At 39.8% G+C, this 19,163-nt stretch carries 21 protein-coding genes; 7 read left to right on the top strand and 14 right to left on the bottom strand.

Annotated elements, in window-relative coordinates; all coding sequences use genetic code 11:
• Positions 1 to 249 precede the first annotated feature (249 nt).
• The 3 genes from ACQFX9_RS17015 to ACQFX9_RS17025 form a co-directional block, all read right to left on the bottom strand.
• Positions 250 to 1,749 carry a dolichyl-phosphate-mannose--protein mannosyltransferase gene (locus ACQFX9_RS17015; RefSeq protein ID WP_427157122.1) on the bottom strand — a complete coding sequence of 500 codons (1,500 nt, stop codon included), beginning with the start codon at positions 1,747 to 1,749 and terminating at the stop codon, positions 250 to 252.
• 162 nt (positions 1,750 to 1,911) lie between these two features.
• Complete coding sequence (locus ACQFX9_RS17020) at positions 1,912 to 3,189, bottom strand: sensor histidine kinase (RefSeq protein ID WP_427157124.1); 1,278 nt, start codon at positions 3,187 to 3,189, stop codon at positions 1,912 to 1,914.
• A gap of 109 nt (positions 3,190 to 3,298) precedes the next feature.
• The gene (locus ACQFX9_RS17025) at positions 3,299 to 3,973 is read right to left on the bottom strand and encodes a response regulator transcription factor (RefSeq protein ID WP_427157126.1); all 675 of its coding nucleotides are present in this window, start codon (positions 3,971 to 3,973) and stop codon (positions 3,299 to 3,301) included.
• 158 nt (positions 3,974 to 4,131) lie between these two features.
• Between ACQFX9_RS17025 and ACQFX9_RS17030 the strand changes: the two genes are divergently transcribed.
• The gene (locus ACQFX9_RS17030; RefSeq protein ID WP_427157127.1) at positions 4,132 to 4,533 is read left to right on the top strand and encodes a hypothetical protein; all 402 of its coding nucleotides are present in this window, start codon (positions 4,132 to 4,134) and stop codon (positions 4,531 to 4,533) included.
• A gap of 191 nt (positions 4,534 to 4,724) precedes the next feature.
• Here the strand turns inward: ACQFX9_RS17030 and ACQFX9_RS17035 are convergent, their stop codons facing one another.
• From ACQFX9_RS17035 to ACQFX9_RS17055, 5 genes are all read right to left on the bottom strand, one after another.
• Positions 4,725 to 5,219 carry an alpha/beta fold hydrolase gene (locus ACQFX9_RS17035; protein ID WP_427162921.1) on the bottom strand — a complete coding sequence of 165 codons (495 nt, stop codon included), beginning with the start codon at positions 5,217 to 5,219 and terminating at the stop codon, positions 4,725 to 4,727.
• 22 nt (positions 5,220 to 5,241) lie between these two features.
• On the bottom strand, positions 5,242 to 5,517 hold the full coding sequence (locus ACQFX9_RS17040; protein ID WP_427157129.1) for a hypothetical protein: 276 nt from the start codon (positions 5,515 to 5,517) through the stop codon (positions 5,242 to 5,244).
• Between the two features lie 53 nt (positions 5,518 to 5,570).
• Positions 5,571 to 6,011 carry a cupin domain-containing protein gene (locus ACQFX9_RS17045; protein ID WP_427157131.1) on the bottom strand — a complete coding sequence of 147 codons (441 nt, stop codon included), beginning with the start codon at positions 6,009 to 6,011 and terminating at the stop codon, positions 5,571 to 5,573.
• A gap of 280 nt (positions 6,012 to 6,291) precedes the next feature.
• On the bottom strand, positions 6,292 to 6,420 hold the full coding sequence (locus ACQFX9_RS17050; protein WP_427157132.1) for a hypothetical protein: 129 nt from the start codon (positions 6,418 to 6,420) through the stop codon (positions 6,292 to 6,294).
• Positions 6,421 to 6,444: 24 nt separating this feature from the next.
• Positions 6,445 to 8,568, bottom strand: a complete 2,124-nt coding sequence (locus ACQFX9_RS17055; protein WP_427157134.1) for a glycogen debranching N-terminal domain-containing protein — start codon at positions 8,566 to 8,568, stop codon at positions 6,445 to 6,447.
• A gap of 462 nt (positions 8,569 to 9,030) precedes the next feature.
• On the opposite strand from ACQFX9_RS17055, the gene ACQFX9_RS17060 reads away from it, so the two are divergent.
• Both ACQFX9_RS17060 and ACQFX9_RS17065 read left to right on the top strand, forming a co-directional pair.
• Positions 9,031 to 9,990: a VOC family protein gene (locus ACQFX9_RS17060; protein ID WP_427157136.1), complete on the top strand. Its 960-nt coding sequence runs from the start codon at positions 9,031 to 9,033 to the stop codon at positions 9,988 to 9,990.
• 99 nt (positions 9,991 to 10,089) lie between these two features.
• On the top strand, positions 10,090 to 11,133 hold the full coding sequence (locus ACQFX9_RS17065; RefSeq protein WP_427157138.1) for an AI-2E family transporter: 1,044 nt from the start codon (positions 10,090 to 10,092) through the stop codon (positions 11,131 to 11,133).
• 12 nt (positions 11,134 to 11,145) lie between these two features.
• On the opposite strand, the gene ACQFX9_RS17070 is transcribed toward ACQFX9_RS17065, so the two are convergent.
• Both ACQFX9_RS17070 and ACQFX9_RS17075 read right to left on the bottom strand, forming a co-directional pair.
• Entirely contained in the window at positions 11,146 to 11,712 is a 567-nt protein-coding gene (locus ACQFX9_RS17070; RefSeq protein ID WP_427157139.1) for a DoxX family protein, read from the bottom strand.
• Positions 11,709 to 12,614 (bottom strand): SMP-30/gluconolactonase/LRE family protein, encoded by a 906-nt coding sequence (locus tag ACQFX9_RS17075; RefSeq protein ID WP_427157141.1) that lies wholly within the window; start codon positions 12,612 to 12,614, stop codon positions 11,709 to 11,711. The genes ACQFX9_RS17070 and ACQFX9_RS17075 overlap by 4 nt, the downstream gene beginning before the upstream one ends.
• Positions 12,615 to 13,000: 386 nt before the next feature.
• Here ACQFX9_RS17075 and ACQFX9_RS17080 point away from each other — a divergent pair, with 386 nt between their 5' ends.
• Genes ACQFX9_RS17080 through ACQFX9_RS17090 form a run of 3 tightly spaced genes read left to right on the top strand, consistent with a single transcriptional unit; the run spans position 13,001 to position 15,531 of the window.
• The gene (locus tag ACQFX9_RS17080; RefSeq protein WP_427157143.1) at positions 13,001 to 14,575 is read left to right on the top strand and encodes a GMC oxidoreductase; all 1,575 of its coding nucleotides are present in this window, start codon (positions 13,001 to 13,003) and stop codon (positions 14,573 to 14,575) included.
• A gap of 6 nt (positions 14,576 to 14,581) precedes the next feature.
• The gene (locus ACQFX9_RS17085) at positions 14,582 to 15,100 is read left to right on the top strand and encodes an HPP family protein (protein ID WP_427157144.1); all 519 of its coding nucleotides are present in this window, start codon (positions 14,582 to 14,584) and stop codon (positions 15,098 to 15,100) included.
• 59 nt (positions 15,101 to 15,159) lie between these two features.
• Positions 15,160 to 15,531: a hypothetical protein gene (locus ACQFX9_RS17090; protein ID WP_427157146.1), complete on the top strand. Its 372-nt coding sequence runs from the start codon at positions 15,160 to 15,162 to the stop codon at positions 15,529 to 15,531.
• Positions 15,532 to 15,625: 94 nt separating this feature from the next.
• On the opposite strand, the gene ACQFX9_RS17095 is transcribed toward ACQFX9_RS17090, so the two are convergent.
• Positions 15,626 to 15,748, bottom strand: coding sequence for a ParA family protein (locus tag ACQFX9_RS17095; RefSeq protein ID WP_427157148.1), 123 nt, complete (start codon positions 15,746 to 15,748; stop codon positions 15,626 to 15,628).
• A 269-nt stretch (positions 15,749 to 16,017) separates the two neighbouring features.
• On the opposite strand from ACQFX9_RS17095, the gene ACQFX9_RS17100 reads away from it, so the two are divergent.
• Positions 16,018 to 16,305 carry a hypothetical protein gene (locus tag ACQFX9_RS17100; protein WP_427157149.1) on the top strand — a complete coding sequence of 96 codons (288 nt, stop codon included), beginning with the start codon at positions 16,018 to 16,020 and terminating at the stop codon, positions 16,303 to 16,305.
• Between the two features lie 230 nt (positions 16,306 to 16,535).
• Here the strand turns inward: ACQFX9_RS17100 and ACQFX9_RS17105 are convergent, their stop codons facing one another.
• From ACQFX9_RS17105 to ACQFX9_RS17115, 3 genes are all read right to left on the bottom strand, one after another.
• Positions 16,536 to 17,060, bottom strand: coding sequence for an N-acetylmuramoyl-L-alanine amidase family protein (locus ACQFX9_RS17105; protein ID WP_427157151.1), 525 nt, complete (start codon positions 17,058 to 17,060; stop codon positions 16,536 to 16,538).
• 140 nt (positions 17,061 to 17,200) lie between these two features.
• Positions 17,201 to 17,953, bottom strand: coding sequence for a D-Ala-D-Ala carboxypeptidase family metallohydrolase (locus ACQFX9_RS17110; RefSeq protein ID WP_427157153.1), 753 nt, complete (start codon positions 17,951 to 17,953; stop codon positions 17,201 to 17,203).
• Between the two features lie 645 nt (positions 17,954 to 18,598).
• Complete coding sequence (locus ACQFX9_RS17115) at positions 18,599 to 19,111, bottom strand: DUF3122 domain-containing protein (protein ID WP_427157155.1); 513 nt, start codon at positions 19,109 to 19,111, stop codon at positions 18,599 to 18,601.
• Between the last annotated feature and the right edge of the window lie 52 nt (positions 19,112 to 19,163).

Here is a 19,163-nt window from a genome sequence, read left to right on the forward strand (position 1 = left end):
CTCAAGTAACATAAAGACAGTTAATTTCTACACCGTCCGCGTTTTACAGTCTAACAGTTAGTAAAGATAATTACAGATAAGAAATATAAACACTTAAATGATTGATTAAGCAGTTTATATTTAGCTATGTAAACCTAAAGAAAATATAAAATCAAGCGAACTAGACAATACACCTGATAGCTAATGACTAATGACTATTGACTAATGACTATTGACTATTGACTATTGACTATTGACTATTGACTAATATCAAATCCAAGAATTAAACCACATTCTCATTCGATAGCCTTCAGATGAAATAGGTAAACCTAAATAAATAGGCAGCCAGAATACAAAAGCGGCAATAATGATAAAAGAAATAGTTACACCAACAACCCGCAGTGAGCGATGATAACTATGTAGACATTGATTCACAAACCAGGCGATCGCTAAAAAGGCAAACACTACACCAGTCATATAATGATAGATAAATACACACCTTGTAACTCTCACCCAAGGTAGTAAATTTACGAAATAATTCAAAACTAAATATAAAGGTACCCACGTTTCCACCGAGATATTTTCTGGCAGTAACAATCGTCTTTGCTTCAAAATGGGAATTACAATTGGCGCGAGTAGCATCAACAGTAACAATAATATTGCTACAGCACCAAACCACCACAGGAAAGGATTTCCCAGTGCGTGGACATCATAAACCACGCCTCCTGCATTAGCGGGTAAAGGTGGGCCGAAAACTGGTAGCGGATCAGTTATACGGTGTGCTGTTTGATAATAATAAGCCATCGGTCGAGTTAACAACGGCCATTTATACCAAGCTGCACAATAGGGATGAACTGTAGGAGAATTACCAGATAGTTCCTTATGAAATGCAAAAATTTGCTCATGTACTGCAATAAATCCAAATTGGGTATTGATTTGCAGATGAGGAATCCAAATGATACTATAAACACTCAGAGGAATAATTCCCAGAAATAATATACATTGCCCAATATTAATTTGCGTCAATTTTTGTATCGGTAAAAGTGGGGAAATATGAGGTTCTTCTTGATGAGACGAGTTATTTATAGAAAATTCAAATAAATTTGTGATGATTTTCGCAAATTCATGTTTATGAATAATTAATTCGTAGATCCAAGCAAATCCCCAAATGGCATAAATACCCACTAAAAAAAAGACACCATTCCATTTTGTGGCACAGGAAGCCCCAAAAGCTACACCTGCTAATCCTAAATACAATAATCTAGTTTTTTGTCGTTGGGACAGGGCTAATAAAAATAAAAATTGCCCCAATAATCCAAACACAACTATATAAATGTTAATCAAAGCATAGCGAGATTCGACAATAAAGATCCCATCTAAAGCGGTGAATAAACCTGCAATAACAGCAAAACTGTGACGGTAACTTAATTGATAGGCAATATTGGCGATAATTAAGGGAATAAATGAGCCAGATAAAGCATTCATCCAGCGATAACTCCAAGGCGATCGCAATGAACCTGTAAGTCCGTTAACTGATTCTTGCCAAAATGGAAAATGGCTACTCAGCCAAATTCCTATAGCAATCATATATTTACCTAAAGGCGGATGTGCGTCAAAAAATTGCGTATGGGTGAGATAGTCATTACCGTACTTAGCGTAATAAACTTCGTCAAACACTAAAGTATTAAATCTATCCAGTCCCCAAAAACGTAAAGCCAGGGATATCAAGAAAATCCCTACTAAGCAAATTCGATAAAGGTTTTTAGTCATTAGTCATTAGTCAATAGTCATTAGTCATTAGTCATTAGGGAACAGGGAACAGGGAACAGGGAACAGGGAACAGGGAACAGTTTTTCTCATCTCCTACCTTGTCTACCTTGTCTCCTTTTCCCAGTCCCCAGTCCCCAATCCCCAGTCCCCAGTCCCCAATCCCTACCCCTTCAACGGCAAATCAATTTCAAAAGTTGAACCTTGACCAACTATACTTTTAACAGATATTTGTCCTTGGTGGGCTTGGACTATTTGTTGGGCGATCGCCAGTCCTAATCCAAAACCTCCTGTTTGGCGAGAACGCACGGTGTCTACTCGATAAAAGCGATCAAAAATATAGGGTAAATCAGGCGCGGGAATACCGATACCATTATCTACAACTTGAATGATAGCGTGATGAGATTGGACTAACAGGCGTAATTGTACTTTACCCTGTGATGGAGTGTATTTAAAGGCATTACTGATTAGATTAATTACAGCTTGCTTAAGTAGATTTACGTCAGCACGCAACATCACAGATTGTTCTGGTAGTTGGGTGCTGAAATGGAGGTTTTGGGCGACAGCTTGGGGAGTAAATTCAGAATTGAGCGATCGCAATATGTCCCGCAGGTCAATTTGCTGTAACGTAGTCTCAGCTAGAGAACCATCATTGCGTGACAAAAACAGCAAGTTATTAATCAGCACACTCATAGACTTAGCTGTTTCCACAATCTTTTGTAATCGCTGTCTTTGTTCGATGATGTCTTCTGGGGGCATCAAAGCAACTTGAGCATTACTTAAGACAGTGGCTACAGGTGTCCGCAATTCATGGGAAGCATCGGCGGTGAAACGCTGTAATTGTTGATAAGCACGCAGAGATGGACGCATCGCCAAACCACCTAAAAACCATCCTGTAATGCCAATCACACCAAAAGTAATCGGAACACCCAAAGCTAAAAATAATCGCGCCTGATTTAGACTATTGCGAAGAGAGTCCATAGGCGCGGCTGTTTGAAAATAACCGATGAGTTCCTTATCTTGAATGATGGGAATAGTAACTTGACGAACCCATAATTGATTGTAGTGAGGCTTTTCTGTACTGCTAGATACTTGTAGCGTTTGAAACATCTGCTCTGTCGTTAACTGTTGCTCATCCGATGAGCCGATAAACTGTACAAGTTGTTTTTGAGAGTTATACCACCGAGCATAAAGCATACCCCCATTTAAAGCAGCACCATTTTCTGCCTGAGTTTGTTCTGGGGGATTTTGCCATTGACTTTGATACAAATAATACTGATTCTTCGTAGCAAAACTTTTACCTTGCTGAAACAGTTCATCATCAAACAAGCGTAATTGCTCTTCCACATTCAGACAATAACCCACCCCCGCAAAAGCAAATAAAATCCCCCCCATCGATAAAGCAAACCAGTGAGCAAGATTACGGCGGCTAGAGTCAAACATTTTTAGTCAATAGTCAATAGTCATTAGTCATTAGTCATTAGTCATTAGTCATTAGTCAATAGTCATTAGTCATTAGTCAGCACTCAGCACTCAGCACTCAGCACTCAAGCTAACCAGGCGGATTCAGCCGATAACCGACTCGATGGACTGTTTCTAGCCAATCTCTTGCGTCTACTATTTGCAGGCGTTGACGGAGGCGGCGCACTAGGGTGGTGATGGCGTTACTTTCGGGTTCTTCTCCGTAACTCCATAAGGCTTGTTCAATTTGATCGTGGGATAGGACTTGGCGGGGATGGCGCATGAGATATTCCATTAATTGGAATTCTCGACTGGAAAGTTGAGTTGTGGCTGTTCCTCGTTCAATTGTCAAACTGGCTAGATGCAGTTGTAAATCTTCTAAGGTAAGAATATCACCTTGCCACATTGGCGATCGCCTACCCAAAGCCCTAACTCGTGCCAATAACTCTAGCACATCCACCGGCTTGACTAGGTAATCATCAGCCCCCGCATCTAATCCCATGACTTTATCTGCTACAGTGTCTTTTGCTGTCAACATCAGCACTGGTGAGACTTTACCGGCTTGGCGATATATTTGACACAGTTCTACGCCACTGACCCTGGGCAACATCCAATCTAAAATCAGTAAATCATAGTCTTTACGAAAAGCGTACCATTGAGCCGTTTCACCATCTGCGATCGCATCAACTAAATGTCCGCCTTTCGACAATGCTGCTCGTAGAGGTTCTAATTGCTCTGGGTCATCTTCTACCAGTAAGATCAGCATCCCACTTACTCAAGTTACTATGATTTGTACTTACTAATTCTCACATTAACCAAACAAGGTGACATAAAAATGTCACAGTTAGGCTGGAGAATGAGAGATGAGAAACAACAAGGTATACAAGCTAGAATTTTGGCTCAATGCCCCATTCCCAATGCCCAATGCCCAAATCTATGTATCAACCTAACTTTGTTCGCGTCTTACATAACTTAGGTTTTGTGTTTTGGTTATCTTTGCCATTAATTGGGTTAGTTTTTTGGCTGGGAAGTGGTTTAATTGGTGATCAAATACTGAGTCGTACTCATAACCACAAAAAATATCTGCAAGTCAATACCCAATCAACACGCCAGATGATGAAAAAGGTAGTGGCTATTGAGGTGGAAATTCTTCAGTCACAAGGGATTTCGATGGTAAAGGTAACAACCAATCATTCCGTCCTCAAAACCATGATATTTGAGTTTGCAATCACCGAACCCAAACGCATAGAAGCTAAACTAAGTCGGGAATTGGGCTTATCACAGGAAAGAATCAAAGAACTGATTCGATATCAAAAGGTGCAGTGATTGACTATTAACTACCAATTAATTATTGACTATTGAGCAATTTTCGTAATCTTTTTTAATCTAAATATAAATTGCGAAACTACAGGGGAGCTAATTTCTAGCAAAATCGAACTAGCACAGTAACATACCAGGATTGTAGCAGCGCAATCTGGGGTGGTACAGACACGACACATCAGTAACGGTGATTTAGTTCACATAAAAATAAAATTGACTGACACTAAAATCTGATAAAGATTCACATCTTTTTCAACTAAACAGGCATGACCACTATGAGGTAGATTGATGATTTGAGAATTAGGAAAAATATTACTTAACCGTATTGCCTCTGCCTCTGAAGGTAAAATTCGGTCATCTTTACTAGCAATTAGTAAAACAGGTTGAGTAATTTTAGTTAATTTCATTTCGTTAATTTCAAATTCTCTCATCAAAGTTAGACGCTGGCTAGCAGTTTCTTTTGGTGCAGAGCGGGTTGAGTTAAAGAGAACTTTTTTCGCAGTAGAAGATACACGGTTTAAATTTGCGAGAAAAGGCATAGATATAAATGAAGCAAGTTTATAAAATACATTAGGTGTATAAGGAAATAACTGCGAACCTAAATTTAACCAAGCTACGCGATGAAATGAAGAAGCGGAATTAATTAAAATAATTTTTGTAAATAATTGAGGAAATCTTTCTAAAAATTTTATTCCTAAGCAACAACCAAATGATTCAGCACATAGATAATATAGATGTGCGTGGCACTTTTTTGATTTCCATCTGAATTAAACTTGCTAATTCGTCCGTCATTTCATCCCAACTTGTTAAATCATCGGCTGGAATTACAAAACAACGTACATCAAAAGCAGCTTCTAAACCTGCTGTCTGAATATACATCAGTTCCTTACCAGTCTCATCCATTCCTGGTAGAAATACAAATAAGGGATAATTAGGTTGAGACGATTGGGGTGTTAAAAAATAAGGATGACTACGAAGTTGAGATGGCATAGCTAACTAAATTAGAGCAAAGATAACTTTGATTAGTTATCAACCTAGTGGGGTTACTTCAGACTGGGAGTTTCTTCAAACTGCACGATCATCAAAACAGCTGGTTCATCCCCTACTGTTCCAGAAAGATGGCCCCTATGGCCTTGCGCGTCCGCTTTTGTACCTTGATCTCCTCCAAAGGAAATTTCACCCGTACCCATCTCTACACGCTGTCCGTCCATAGTCTCTACAAACCAACGTCCAGACAAGGGGATAATCCACTGTGGCTTCGGGTTTTCATGCCATTTTCCCACCCAGCCAACAGGTAAAACAGTAAAAGTGACTGTAGCACCAGACTGTTTCAATTGAGAAAGCCACTGAGGAGCGACGTTAGGTGCTATACCTTTCTGCACAAAATGATTAATTTGATCACGAGACTGGTGACTTACACCGTCTTTGTCAGTCCAGACACGCCAGTAATCTATTGTTGGTTTTTGTGATTGGTTCTTCTGCATAAAAATACCTCTCTGGAATTGAGTTTTTATGTCACCAAAATTGCCGATTTATTTGATTTACAGCGTGGACTAATCTGCTGAAATATAAATTTATCTGCGTCCGTCTGCGTTTATCTGCGGTTAATTATTTTTTATATACCTAGTTTGTCATAGATCAAAAATTCGGAAATTTAATTTTTAGGAAAACTTTTACGACTACTTGATAAAGACTTAGCCTAAATAAATATTTGTTTGACTTCAGAATGTTTTTGACAGATTTTAGCTTCTAAGCTTTCTACTGTTAATGAATACCATCAGATATCATCGCTGAACTATTGGTAATCACAGCAGCGATAAATTTAGTAGTGGCGATCGCTAGATTAGCACCCATCGCCGCAAAAATTGTTTTCTTAGAATAATCTGATGCCATGAGGGTAAAAAAAGTCAAAAGTCTCTATTGTTGATAAACATATAATTCACCATCAGTATGAGTAACTTCCCATTGCGTTTGTTCTCCTTCACGCCAAAAATGTAGTGAAACTTTTACATCTCCTACAGCCAGATTTTTCAGTTCTAAATCAGACAAATATTCTGGTAGATGAGGCTGTACTTTTAACTTGTGCTGTGGTGCATTGGCTTCGAGTCCTAAAATGCTGCGAATCAGAAATAAAATTGAGCCAGCCGCCCAAGCTTGGGGTATATTCGCATCTGGATAAGGAACTGGAAAGTTATTGTCTTGGCGTTCAATTCCGGCAAATAACTCCGGCATTCTTCCTGATTGAAAATAACTAGCAGCCGCAAAAATTCCTTCCGCAATGCGATTAACTTCTTGGTGATAGCCGTACCGCTTTAATCCAGCCGCAATCATCGAGTTATCGTGAGGCCACACACTACCACGTTGATAACTAATTGGGTTATACCCTCGATTTTTCGATGAAAGGGTTCGCACGCCCCAACCACACCACAAATCTGCTTGAAAAAGTCGCTCAACTAGCTTTTTTGCTCGTTCTTGGGGTACGATACCAGAAAATAATAATTGTCCAGCATTGGAAGCAATTGATTGAATTTGTTGTTTGTGATTATCCAACCCCAGACAGTAAAAGCCTTCTGATTCCATCCAAAATTGTTCATTAAATCGTTGATAAAGTGCCTCTGCTTTTTGGCGGAATTTTTTTGCTTGTTCTTGTTCTCCCCACACCTCATAAATGACGGCGGCTTTTTGCCAAGCTTCGTAAACATAACCTTGGACTTCACACAAAGCAATTGGTGGCTCAACTAATTTGCCATTGGGATAAACTATCGCATCACCTGAATCTTTCCAGGCTTGGTTGCGTAAACCGTGAGTAGAATGAGTTAAATACTCTACAAATCCATCCCCATCAAAATCGCCGTATTTATCAATCCAATTGAGGGCTTTTTCTAATGAGGTGCGACACTCGTTCAGCATACTCAAGTCAGCATTCCAAGAGTAGGCTTCTGCTAAAGTTACAATCCATAAGATGGTACTATCTACTGTGCCGTAGTAAGGATTATATGGAAGTTGATGTATTTTAGTTAATTCATCGTGGCGTAGCTCATGCAACATCTTGCCTGGTTGAGCATCGTGCCAATCATCTAAATCTTTGGCTTGCAACTGAGCTAGTTTTAGCAGTGTACCACTAGCAAATTCGTGATAAACAGCAATTGATTGCAAGCTGGTAATAATCGAATCACGACCAAAAACAGCCATAAACCAAGGAATACCAGCCGCAGGCATCCAAAATTGTTGGCCATTATCTTCTAACTGTATCCGCATTGCAGCTAAATCAATCAGTGCTTGCTGATAAAATTCTTGAATCTCAGTGTTGGAAGATTTGAGCTTTGTTGCATGAGTCAGAAACTCATCTCTGATTTTTCCCGCTTTAGTATTGTGATCTACAGAGCAGGTGGTTTGGGGTTTGAGGATGTCGCCATTGGCTATGGCTGTAAAATTAATACAAGTATGCCATGACTTACCAGAGGCAATGACTACATCAAACATTAAACGTCCGTTAGCGTAATGCACCTGAGAACTAGAACACACAGCCTCAGTCATCACACCCCGCACAAAATCACCGTTACGATAATCTGTCTTTAAAACGCTGTCTTGCCATGTCGTGTTTGTGACTCCTCGTGTCAGAATTTGCTTGGATTTCACATCAAAGATATCAGCAAAATCCGATCGCAAAGCCAGCATTAATTGGAACTCAACAGGTTCATGGTGATAGTTAGTAATATCAATATCTTCGTGCATTCCCTCTACAATGTCGCGGCGAATGCTAATCAGTAAACAACCAGGAGGTAAATTTCGTTTGATAGTAGGAAATTGGGGATTAGTAAATTGGTAAAGCGCACTGTGATGGCTAATATTGCTAGAGGCTAATAGGACGAGTGGATGAAGATTCAAGGAAATTTCATAGTAAGAAATTAGGCGTGTGTCACGGACAAAAAAACCTTGAGGTAAATTGCTATTGATAGAACCATCACTAGCTGTCACTAAAAATGATGAACCATCATTGATGGTAATTAGACCAGGGTTAATAATAACTTTCGTAGGCATGAATTAATTCAAAAATTACTAATTAAAAATCAACATTTATATAGAAATCTAATTCAATTTCTGAACTTAATTGTGAATAAAAGTAACTCTTAAATGTTCACAATTACAACCTGTTTCTACTTTAATAATTTTCTTGTCTCTACTCAATCTATCAAAAGAAACATCAAATTCATAATTATTTGCTGACTATAAAACATCTTATTAATTGACTTAATGGGTTGATGTTTCAATTACTTGTCATAGACATGAAAAAGATATGACATTTTCATTAATATTTGTAAAATCGGTGAATTCCGATTTTAATCTCAATCTTGAGAAAGATGTATTTTAGAGACTTTGCTCTGTATTTGTTTAGTTGCAAGTAATAATTGTAAAATTTGTGTGTTTTTATGTCTTTGATGATTTCTATAACTTTTAGCCTATTTCTCAAGAAGGCATATATAAACCTAAAGGCAGTTAAATATGGTGAATCAAACCCATATACAAGTACAAAAAATTAGAGCTATTGGCTTAACAGTAAGAAACTGTGGTGTCTCTTTGAATTTTTACACACAAGCACTTGGTTTTGAACTTGTTGCTGACATGATTGTTGCAGATAAAGATTACAGCGAATTAGAAGGTGTAATTGATGTAGAAATTCGCATTGTAACTTTACGTTTGGGTGATGAAATCATTGAGTTGATGGAATATATCAACATTGACTCTCGACCCATTCCCAACGATTCCCGCAGTAATGATTTATGGTTTCAACATTTAGCTATTGTGGTAAGTGATATGGATAGTGCGTATACTCATCTCAATTCATTTCCGATTCAACCCATATCATCTGCACCGCAAACCATACCAGTCGGTAATCAAGCCTCTAGTGGTGTCCGCGCTTTCAAGTTCAAAGACCCCGACGGACATGATTTAGAGTTAATTTGGTTTCCGCCTGATAAGGGACAAGATAAATGGCATCAAAATACGAACCGCTTATTTTTGGGAATTGACCATAGTGCGATCGCAATTTCCAATACTGAACAAAGTCTACACTTTTACCGTGACCTTTTAGGAATGCAACTTGATAGCCACAGTCTCAACTGGCGTGCAACTCAAGCGCGTATGGATAATTTACCAGGAGCTGAAGTCCAAATTACCGCACTGCGACCAATCCAAGGTGGTGTAGGAATTGAACTGCTAGATTATATTTTGCCGGGTAAAGGTCGTCCTATACCGAGTGACTGGAAAAGTTGCGATGTTGCAAACGTCCAGATTCAGTTCGTTGTGAATAATCTTGAGTCGTTAGTTGATAAGTTACAGCAGAACGGCGTTGAGTTTGTATCATCAAAGATTGTGCGGTTTGCAGATAACTTATTTCCTTATAAGCAGGGTTATCTCATTAAAGACCCTGACGGACACGCAATTTTGCTAGTTGCTGAGTGAGATTGACTCATCCAAAGATTACTAGATAATTTTGGGTAATTTCTATTAAATAGCTGCAACTAAATTTATCTTCATATAAAATATGAGCGATTATTAAAAATGGCAAATTTTAGAGATGGAGACAATGAATGCTCTCGCTTAACTCGTGGCGCACCTTTGGCAGTAATTCTGGCTGTGGTGTTCTACATCATATATAAACTTTTATCAGTATTAGAGCTAATAGCTATTGCGGCATTAATTGCTTTAGTTTTACGAACCCTATTGCGATTTTTGCAAAAGCTAGTTAAATCACATGATGTTGCTGTCATCGTATTAATTGGATTGATAATTGGCTTTGGTTTATTGCTGACTACTATAGTCATACCTAATGCTATATCTGAGGTTCAAAATTTATTAACCACACTGCCAGCTTATCTTAATACATTGACAGGAGATGTTGAGCAACTACGCCATAAATTTACCTTTATTCCTGATATCTCCCAATCACTAATCCAATTACGGAACTTTATCAACCAATTACTAGGCGGAGTACCAATTTTTCTCGGTCAAGCCTTCAATTTTACGCTGGAATTAGTGGCGACAGTCATCCTAGCATTGTATATGGCTTACGACCCCAAATCTTTGGTAAATGGTATTTCACGTTTAATTCCTCGCCGACACCATCAAAGGTTTAGAAGAGTTCTCAAAGCTTGTCAAACTAGGCTACGTGGTTGGATTTTCGGCACAGGAATTGCGATGATATTTCTGGGTACAGGAGCTGCCTTTGGACTGTGGATTTTGCAGATTCCGTCAGCTTTTGCCTTCGGCATTATTGCTGGCTTATTTGAAATTATTCCTTATTTTGGTTCCATTGTTGGGACTTTTTTACCAGCCTTAGTAGCACTAAGTATTTCACCGATAAAGTTAGTATTTGTTCTCATACTATTTTTAGTTCTGAATCAGATAGATGCTCATATTGTGCAACCATTAGTCATGGGGCAGCAAGTTAATATACATCCTGTGATGGTAATCGTGACGTTTTTGGTGATGGGTAAATTATTCGGATTGATTGGTGTATTACTTGCAGTTCCAGCAGCCGCTATTATTGTGACACTCATCGATGAGTTCGCCCTGAAGTCTGAAACGGAAGTACCTCCTACATAAATCAATCATTTATCATCTAAAAATTGCCGCATCTAGAGAATAAGCACCAGGCCCTAAAACTGCGATCGCAATTAGCATGACACAATACATAAAGGCTTTTTCCCAGCTTGGTGGTTCAGCTTTGCCGAGTGGGCCTTTATACTGGTCTTCGGGAATTAAGTAAGGATCTGTGGCGACAAAAGGCTTACCTTGAATCAGGTGCAACAAGATAGCAAACAACATCGAAGCCAAAATTGGCAAAGTTGCTAACAGTGTTAGAAATCCCAAAATTAAGCACAATCCCCCGCCCAACATCGCCCATGCAGAGATAAAGCAAAGAAACATAGGTGTATTAATAGAGTCAGCCCAGCGACGCAGATGCAATACTTTAGGGTAGCCGTGAATTAAAAACAACCCACCAACACTAATTCTCAGCAGTAAAAGTGCTAATCCGGCGATTCCTCCAGGGTACGCATAAACAAGGGAACTCACCAGATGAAAGCCCAAGAATGGATAGTTAACTAAAGCTAATCTCAAAGTGAAGAGCTGGGGTAGTACCAAAACAGCGATCGCTACACCTAGCACAAATTGATAAATCATAGCTGCACACCACGGGTTTTCAGGTTGATAGCATATAAAGATTGACCTGCGGTGATGAAGAGGCGTTCGCGTTCTTGACCACCAAAGGTCAGATTAGCGCAGGTTTCTGGTACGAGAATTTTGCCTAACAGCGTGCCGTCCGGTGTATATATTTGCACACTATCTTCAGAACTGGTAAAAATATTACCTACTTCATCAACCCGCAATCCATCAGGTAATCCTGGCTCGATGATGGCAAAAACACGACCATTTTTAGTCTCTCGACCATTGACAACATCGTACACACGAATATGATGCACCCCGTCTGGAATATTAAACGCAGCTGTATCGGAAACATACAAAAAGCTTTCGTCAGGACTAAAAGCCAGTCCATTAGGGCGCACCATGTCTGTGACTACAGGATAAATCTCATCTGTTACGGGGTCAAAGCGATATACATAGCTTCCCGGTTGTTCTTGTTCGCCGCCATAACCTTGATTTGGCTCGGTGATTCCATAAGGCGGGTCAGTAAACCAAATTGTACCGTCACTTTTGACTACCAAATCATTAGGACTGTTGAGGCGTTTGCCATTGTAGCGATCGCATAAAACCTTCCATTCGCCATTGTGTTCGCGGCGAATGATGGCGCGTAAACCAGAGGAACACCCAACTATACAACCTTCCAAGTCACGGTAATTACCGCTTTGGTAATCAGATGGGTCACGGAGAACGGATACATGATCACCAGGACTCCACCGCAGAAGTCGGTTTCCGTGTGCATCACTCCAAATTACACTATCATCTTCGGGGATGTAAACAGGGCCTTCGCTGTGGACTGCACCGTTGGCTAGTTTTTCCAGTGAGGCATCAGTTGGTACAATTGCACGCAGGCGATCGTCATAAATCTCAACAGCTTCAGCCATGAAAATCTCCTGTTATTTAATTTGGTTACTGACAATCAATCAATGCAAAATTCAAAATAAATTTATATTTGTATCTTGAAAAAATACAGCCAATTCACATCTATAAATCTTAGTTAAAACAATTGTTTTTATGCGTCGCCTATATCCAAAGACTGATTATCTCATCTGAGAAATATACCGTTGATTAGTTGCAGAATTTAGATTTAGCAAGGTAAATTAAAGAGTCTGATACCGTTATGAATGAAAATACAATAATCTAATTTTTCACTAAAAATATATATTGTAGGTGCAATTTATGAATCATCCCTACAGTCGATTTGATTCAGCGATAGCCACAAACAAATAGCAAAATTGAATACTGCTACGCAAAAATCAAAAATCAAAAAATGACGAGCATTATAGAACATTTCGACATTATTATTATTGGCACAGGCGCAGGTGGAGGCACGCTGGTTCATCGCCTTGCACCCACGGGTAAAAAGATTTTGGTGCTGGAACGAGGCGACTTTTTACCGAGAGAAAAAGCTAATTGGAATCCCAAAGAAGTTTATCAAAAACATCGCTACCATACTGATGAAGAATGGTATGACAAGGAGGGCAAAGCTTTTCAACCCCAGACAGGTTATTGGGTGGGTGGTAATACTAAACTTTATGGTGCAGCCTTAGTCAGATTACGAGAGCGTGATTTTGAAAAGGTAATTCACAAGGGAGGAATTTCGCCGGAATGGCCTTTAAAGTATCAAGATTTTGAGCCTTACTATACCCAAGCAGAAAAGCTGTATGATGTGCATGGTCAAGCAGGAGAAGACCCCACAGAACCACCTCGGAGTGAACCTTATCCTTATCCGCCAGTGAGTCATGAGCCGGATATGCAGTCTCTGGTTGATGGTATTCGTGAACTGGGATATTACCCATTTCATCTACCATTAGGATTAAAGTTGAATGAAAGCGATCGCCTGAATAGTCCTTGCATTCGTTGCGACACTTTTGATGGATACCCTTGTCTAGTCCACGCCAAAGCCGATGCTGATGTTAATGCTATTCGTCCTACCTGGGCAATGTATAGCAATTTCACCCTCAAAACCAATGCCAAAGTCTTGCGGTTACACACTAATGAGTCAGGACGAGAGGTGACGCGAGTAGAAACGGAAATTGCCGGAGAAACCCACTGGTTTACAGGTGATATTGTGGTGGTTGCTTGTGGTTCTGTCAATTCAGCTGCTTTGCTGCTACGTTCTGCTAACGATAAACATCCTCAAGGTTTAGCAAACAGTTCCGATCAGGTGGGGCGGAATTTTATGAGACAGTTGGAAACTGCGATAGTTTCCTTACATTTTGAGTTAAATCACGCCAAGTTTCAAAAAACCATTGCTGTTAATGATTTTTATTGGGGAGAGCCAGATTTTCCTTACCCGATGGGCATGGTACAGAATACAGGTAATGTGCTGGCTGATATGATTCCCGCCGAAGCTCCCCCACTCATGGCTCCATTGGTAAAATTGATTCCTCATTATGAAAGGCATTTGTTAGCAGAAAGATCCGTGGGTTGGTGGTTGCAGACAGAAGATTTACCAGATCCGAATAATCGAATTCGGGTAGTGGGTGAGAAGATTCATGTTGACTATACACCGAATAATACCGAGGCAGGCGATCGCCTCATTCACCGTTGGACATCTGTACTCAAGTCAATTCCCCGTTCTGCAAAACACTTCTTACCATTTAGTATTTACCCCCGCACTCATTTGCCTGAACAAGCTGTTGCCCATCAATGCGGGAGTTGCCGATTTGGTACAGCTCCTCAAACCTCAGTCCTTGACCTCAATTGCCGTACCCATGATGTTGATAATCTCTATGTTGTAGATAGTAGTTTCTTTCCTTCCAATTCCGGTGCTAATCCCACACTCACAATTATGGCGAATGCTTTGCGCGTGGGGGATCACATAGCTGAACGATTGCGCTAGAAAAGTATGAAACGCCCTCACTCTACCCCAACACCATTGAGAAGAAACAAGCGATCGCCCCGCCACCGACTGAGTTGGAAGGACGAGTTAGTATTAGCTACTGCTCCCACAATAGTCATATTGACTGTGTTTTCTTTAGTGGAGGTACTAACCAGCCAGCGTTTGTTGTTTGCATCCCTTGCTTCCAGTGCTTTTCTGATTTATCTCGATCCCCAGCACGAGACAAATACGGTGAAAACTTTAGTGATTTCCCAAATCATGGCCGCTACCATCGGTTTTGTAATTTTTATGGTCATGGGTTCGGGTTATCTGTCTGGAGGAACTGCCATGATCATGACAATTGTGTTGATGATTGTATTAGATGTCATGCACCCTCCGGCTGTTTCCACATCTTTAAGCTTTGCCCTCAAGGCTGGTAATGAAAGCAACCTAGTATTGTTTGCTTTGGCTGTGGGCATCACAGCTCTATTGGTTGGACTAGAACGCTTTGCCCTGTGGCTTCTGGTGTACCTTGAGCAGAAATAGTTTCATCCTGAATTTGTGTAAACACTCAACAATTCAATAGTTTTCAGACTAGACAAATCATGAACGAACAAACCTATGATTTAGAAGTGCAAACCCAAATTTCTCCTAAAAAATCCTTGAATCCTCATCTGATTGCAATAGGATTGGGAGCAGCTGGAGGTGGAATTGTTGGATCTGCACTGGGTCGCTCAATTGGTGGTAAGGTAGGTGGTGCGATCGGTGGCGTTGCTGGAGCTATTGCTGGTGGTTTTGCTGGTAATCAACTAGCAGGCTATACCCAAGAATTTATTGAAGAACTCCAACCAACAAGTAGCTTGGCATTAGGAGCAGATAACAAACCAATTGAGTTACCCCGTCATTACAGTAGGGAAGAACTACAAGCTTTATCAAAACCTCAAGGTGGAGGAATGCTTGCTTCAACCACAACCTAAACTGTGACTTTAGGTGTGGCGATCCTAAATGATATGTGAGAGTTCAAAAAGCCTCAAACGCTTATAAAACAAGGATTTTTATCTACGTATTTTCTCAGGTTTGGGGTAGGATTGCTATATGACCCCTTTTCATAGCCAAATAGTAGGCAAGATGAACTGCTGTTGTTGATTTTCCGGTTCTGCCTTTTTGGTTAGCGATCGCAATGATTTGCGACATGACTTTTATACACATGGCGGGTGTCAGTTATTGCGATCGCCGAATACATAAGCGAAGCTGATCGCCTCAGTTGGCTTCACTTAACCTCTATGGAACTCCAAGCACCCCCAATTATTCCTTTTCCATGTGTTCTGATGTATTTAGCGCATGACAGCTACTTATATTTTACAAGGAGCAAGATGTGGGATAAGTTGAAAATGGAATACATATCTATCTAGGTATTTCAAACATTTAAATTGGCAACAACTTGAAAAAAAGGAGATACATCTGTGTTAAGCATTTTAAAAGTCAATCAAAATACTACATTCAAGCAAAAATGGAGCGTCTTAGGCAGTAGTTTAACAGAAGAAGATAGGTTTAATGCTAAACAAGGTGATCTATTTTCTGTCAAAAAAGTTGAGGATTTTGATGAGAGTAAGGAAGAAAACTCAGAGACAGGAATGAACAAAAAACAACACTGGTATGTGCAGTTCGAGAAACCAATTAACGGTAAGGAATCGTGGTATGTCTTTAAAGATCACGTAGAACATTGGTCTTTCGGAGCAAAATTAAAATAAGTTAATTGCTTAACATAAAAATGGCGAATTTTCGGTGTATTACATGGAGAGCTATAACGAGCATCTCCATGTAATACACCGAAACAAGAAAACTAATCTAGCTGTTTAGGGAATTCGCCAACGATATGCGTATCGCCATCTCGGCTCAAAGCCTGAATAACCATGCAAGAATCAGGCAACCTATTTTTGAGGATATGTAATTAAACAGAGAAAAGTTTGTGCCATCTTAGTTAGATAGCAGATGTAATAGCTTTGGCAATTTTTTCTTGATTGTCTTTATCTGACAAGAATTTTAGTTGAGTGGGATTACTAATGAACTCACATTCAACTAGAATAGCTGGCATATTTGTTTCTCTTAATACCTGAAAATTGTCTTCTCTAATACCCCGTTTTTTGTGATTCGGAAAAGCCGTAACTAAACTATTCTGTACGGGTTCTGCCAGCTTTTTACCGACAGTTGAGTTGGGGAATATCCATGTTTCAATACCTTCTGCATCTTTGTTCTCGGAGGAATTACAGTGGATACTGATAAAAATATCCACATTATTCTGATTGGCGATTTTTGCTCTATTGGATAAAGATACAGCCACATCTTTATCTCTTGTGAGAACCACTGTATGTCCTTTGTCTTCGAGTTCTGTTTTCAATAATAAGGAAATGGACAAAGTAACATCTTTTTCATTTAAGACAAATGGATCTTTACCGATCGCACCGGGGTCTGTTCCACCGTGACCTGGATCAATACATATTTTCATGATTCAATTCCTGTTTATTCAAAACAATGTTTTACTAGCAGATACGGAGTCATTAAGGTAATTTTTCTTGGGAAGAATCTAAGCTAGAATTAGCTTGTGTCAATCTTAGAAATATCTCTGTTAATCACAGAAATAATGCGTTAGTAAGAAAATATTACTCTTGTACCGGGTCGGATATCACCGTGAAAAAATCCCTTATTACGTCCCATAAAAACTGCATCTCCCAATCCCACAAAACGAGAATCTTTTAACACTTCCCAAAGCTTTCTGACATCCCCGTTCATCGGCTGCATATCAAGCGCACGGAAGTAGTGATGTTGGCTGTTACGAACACCGCCAACTGCTCTGCTGACAGCAGGAGAACGATAACCAGAAGTAATGATAATAGGTGAGTCAAACTTCTGTCTGACTTCTCCCCAAACTTGAGCTAGCCTAACTGCATTCTGTACATATTCAGAAATAGTAGGAATCCGTGTACAGCCCTTGGTAGCTTCACCCCAAGTCAGAGGGATACCTTCAACAATGTATTGGTTAGCATAAACAACATCACCATTAGGAAGTTTCATGGAGTTTCCAGTGCGTGTTCCTGCATCTGGATTGACTTTGGGTTGTGAGCCATTATTTTCATCAGTTGTGCTGGCCGTTTCTTCTTTACCCTTTAACTCTAGTAACTCCTTAGCTGTAGTAACTCCTAGTAGCAAAGGGAACTCTAGTTCATTATCTTCTTTGAAGTCGGTAAAAGCTTGTTTGGTGATGGGGCCGACAATACCATCTACTTCTATCTTTAAGATTTCTTGTGTTTCTTTAATTAGCTCTGGAGAAGCATCAGTAATGGAAATAGTCGATGCGTTTACTTGAATAAACTCAGATAGCGATTTGATATCAGAAGTCATGAATTTTACTACCTTTTGACATTGGTGTACACTGAAATTGCTTGAAATTATTTGCTTTTTAAACTAACCTGTTGATCATCTGCTTATCCATTTAATGAGTTGTTGGCAAGTACAGCGACAGTAACCTTGAGGCTACAGTTATGGTGTGAAGTTAGTCCAAGGGTGAGCAATGCAGCCAGAATTAAGACTTATATATACCCCCCTGGAAATAGAGAAATAACCATAACTACACCAACTATTTGCATCAGTTATTAGTAGGTTACTTGCTAGATAATGCTCCAAAACAAAATAATTAAATTCCTGAAACTCAAATATTTTTTTAGATAACTCTACCTATAGAGTTGAGCCTATAGGTATTGAGCCGCCTTACCGTTGGCTTCGTATTTCTTAACGCTGAAAATCCTTGTGCGGCTACTCTAAGCGAGATCGCTCCTAAAGCGGATCTTTGACCATCACCCCTCACCACATTGCCCATTCTTATGTTGAGTGCAATTCCACTAATACCAATTCGCAATTCGCAATTCGCAATTCGCAATTCGCAATTCGCAATTCAGAAAGTCAGATACCATCTGAGCTTCAGGCTTTGCATCTGTTGCCTAATTTTGGAGAATTGGTATAAACCCTATTGGGGAGACTATTTTTTGATTAATCAATCTCAGTCACTAACCATTGCCACTCGGTGACTACGGATTGAGGAATATTGAGAACCAATGGCTTTTCGCCTTTAACTGGTACATACAGTTTAAGGGCATCGGTGGTTGGCAGTTTGGGTAAAACATCAGTTAATTCATATTCCCCTACATTGGGGGCTGGTGCAGTTAAAGCATAAGCATCGGATGCACTGAGTAATTTTCCTGATGTTGCTTCAATCAACAATGGTTGAGGATGGGCAATTTCAACTACACCAGGAAACCCTACCAAGCGTAACCTTAAATCTCGAACTGGATGGTTGTAATTTTGTTTGAACAGTAGCACCTGCCAAGCGTAACCTTGTTTATCTTTGATAGATACTTGGGAGTGGTAGCGCAAAACACCAGGGGAATCATGATGTTGCCGCAGCAGTGCAACTGCTGATTCCACACCCCATCCACTAAAAGTCAAAGCTAGAAAGACTACTAGGGCGCAATGCCAGAAAAATGAGTGAAATTTTCGCTTCATATATTTAGTAGATATAGGAATCAGACTTGATTATTGAAATGATTTGCGTAGA

Origin of the sequence: Aliinostoc sp. HNIBRCY26 (assembly GCF_050235535.1) — a bacterium.
In the GTDB taxonomy this organism is placed as follows: Bacteria; Cyanobacteriota; Cyanobacteriia; order Cyanobacteriales; family Nostocaceae; genus Trichormus.